General features: G+C 59.6%; 3 protein-coding genes. 2 read left to right on the top strand and 1 reads right to left on the bottom strand.

The window, feature by feature from the left end:
- The first annotated feature begins 108 nt into the window (after positions 1-108).
- Positions 109-387: a hypothetical protein gene (locus tag H483_RS27525; RefSeq protein ID WP_152427923.1), complete on the top strand. Its 279-nt coding sequence runs from the start codon at positions 109-111 to the stop codon at positions 385-387.
- 139 nt (positions 388-526) lie between these two features.
- On the top strand, positions 527-898 hold the full coding sequence (locus tag H483_RS40550) for a DUF2188 domain-containing protein (RefSeq protein WP_371204185.1): 372 nt from the start codon (positions 527-529) through the stop codon (positions 896-898).
- A gap of 373 nt (positions 899-1,271) precedes the next feature.
- Here the strand turns inward: H483_RS40550 and H483_RS38675 are convergent, their stop codons facing one another.
- The gene (locus tag H483_RS38675; RefSeq protein ID WP_081615158.1) at positions 1,272-1,994 is read right to left on the bottom strand and encodes a gamma-glutamyl-gamma-aminobutyrate hydrolase family protein; all 723 of its coding nucleotides are present in this window, start codon (positions 1,992-1,994) and stop codon (positions 1,272-1,274) included.
- Between the last annotated feature and the right edge of the window lie 69 nt (positions 1,995-2,063).

Genomic DNA, 2,063 nt, shown 5'->3' with positions numbered 1-2,063 from the left:
ATCTACAACTCGGCATCGTTGACTTGTCATAACGTAAGTTATCGGCACCGCTATAACAGCTGGTGACCGGGCCTTTTGCGCGCCCGGTAACCGTGATACAATTTTGTGGTGAAGGCGGTGATCTACGCGTCCGCGCGCCGACACGGGATCGAGGACGCTGAGATCAGGGCGGTACCAGGCGCGCAGTTGGTGCGGTTGGTCGGAGACTTGGACGGGGGGCCTCTGACGGAAGTCGTTGCTGACCAAGTGGACGGAGACGAGCTGCATGTGTTCCATGCAATGTTGCTTACGTCCGCAGTAGCTCGTGAAGTGTTTGAGGTCACCGGCGAGCAGATCGACTTATCCAGTGGTGTCAGCCGCCGACAGCGATTGAAACGGGAGGAATAATGAGCGAGACACAGACCGTACGGCTTACTACAGCAGTCTCGCCGACGCCGTCGAAGCTGGCGACTACGAAGTGATCGAGCCCTCTGTCGAGGTACGTTCTGACTATCGTAATGGCCGACCTCCCAAGGGGGATCCGGCAATGGCGACTCGCCCCTTAGCTGTTCGGCTCACCGAAAGCGATCGACGCCGGTTAGTGGACTATTCCGACCGATCGGGATTGCCTATGAGCACGGTAATCCGGACTGCAGTCAACGAGTACCTAAACCGACAACCTGGAGGACGAATGAAGAAGAAGGCCAACGTTCACACAGTGCGGCACGGGGATGGTTGGGCCAACCGAAGTGAAGGGGCGTCTCGAGTGTCGAAGAAGTTCGACACTCAGGCAGCCGCGGCCGAAGCGGCACGTCAGACGGCAAAGGCGCGGGGAGTCGAGCACCTCGTTCACGGGCAAGACGGGCAGATCCGGGAACGCAACTCCTACGGCAACGACCCCTACCCTCCCAAGGGATAGGGCGATCGCTCAACGCAGTCGGCGCGCCCAGATCGGACTGCTGGTTGTGAGCGTAGAAATGAAAGCCTCCACCGTGCGTCAGCGACTACTGGGCGCTTATGTCGCGGTAGAGGAGCGTCAAATGAGACAGCAACTGCCAGGGTGTTAGGGCACCCTTCGGATAGCAGGGTTGTGATGGTGTCGGACCGGGCTTACTGGCGAGGCCGCATGAGGGGTACGGCTATGTGAATCGCTCGCCGTTCACCTATCCCTGAGGTCGGTCACCGTCGCTAGATCGACATATTCCGCAGGGCGGCGCAGGCACTAACCGTCAGATTGAGACAGTGGACTCCAGCGCCTCTCATTCCCTGACACCATCCAGTGCGAGGACATATCACTGAGAAACTCGTCGCCGAATCGGATCGCCGCATAGGTCTGAAAAACTACGGAGCAGTGTGTACGCATGAGGTTGGGTTCGCCACAGATTCTCTGGGTGCCACTGCACGCCGAGTAAAATATCGTCCGACTCTGTTGACTCGATAGCTTCGACTACGCCGTCGGCGGCTTGAGCGCTTACCCGGAGACCGCGTCCGATGAGGGCGATCGCCTGATGGTGTGCGCTGTTGACCTCGACGGCGCTACTGACCCTAAGGAAGCGCGACAACAGGGAGTTTGCCGCGACCTCGACGGTGTGCAGCGCTGTGTGTAGGGCTTCCTCCGGCCCTTGGTGATTCAGCGCCGTCTCGATATCTCGTCGTACGTCCTGGGTCAGCGTGCCTCCGCGGATCACGTTGATCATCTGGGCGCCTCGACAGATGCCGAGGACCGGGATTCCCTTCTGCAACGCATGACGCACGAGACAGGCTTCGTTAGCGTCGCGCTGCGGGTTCACCCCTTGCAACGTGGAGTCGCAGGGGTCACCGCCATAAAGCAACGGTGAGACGTCGCCGCCGCCGCCGAGGATAAGACCATCAGCCTCGGCAAGAATCTGTTGAATCGGTATCGACTCAACGGAGGTATCAATCGATACCGGGACGATCCCGGCCTGGTGTAGCCCGCGGTACATATCCGCCCAGAGGCCATAATCGGCGAACTCACGACTCGAGATGGCGAGCACAATGAGTGGACTCTGTGACAGGGATCAGCCCTCCGTTTGAATGGACATCAATCTTCGGGGCGGCGGCGC

The organism is Dietzia sp. UCD-THP, assembly GCF_000349585.1.
Taxonomy (GTDB): domain Bacteria; phylum Actinomycetota; class Actinomycetes; order Mycobacteriales; family Mycobacteriaceae; genus Dietzia; species Dietzia natronolimnaea_A.
This window is presented reverse-complemented; position numbering and strand designations above follow the sequence as displayed.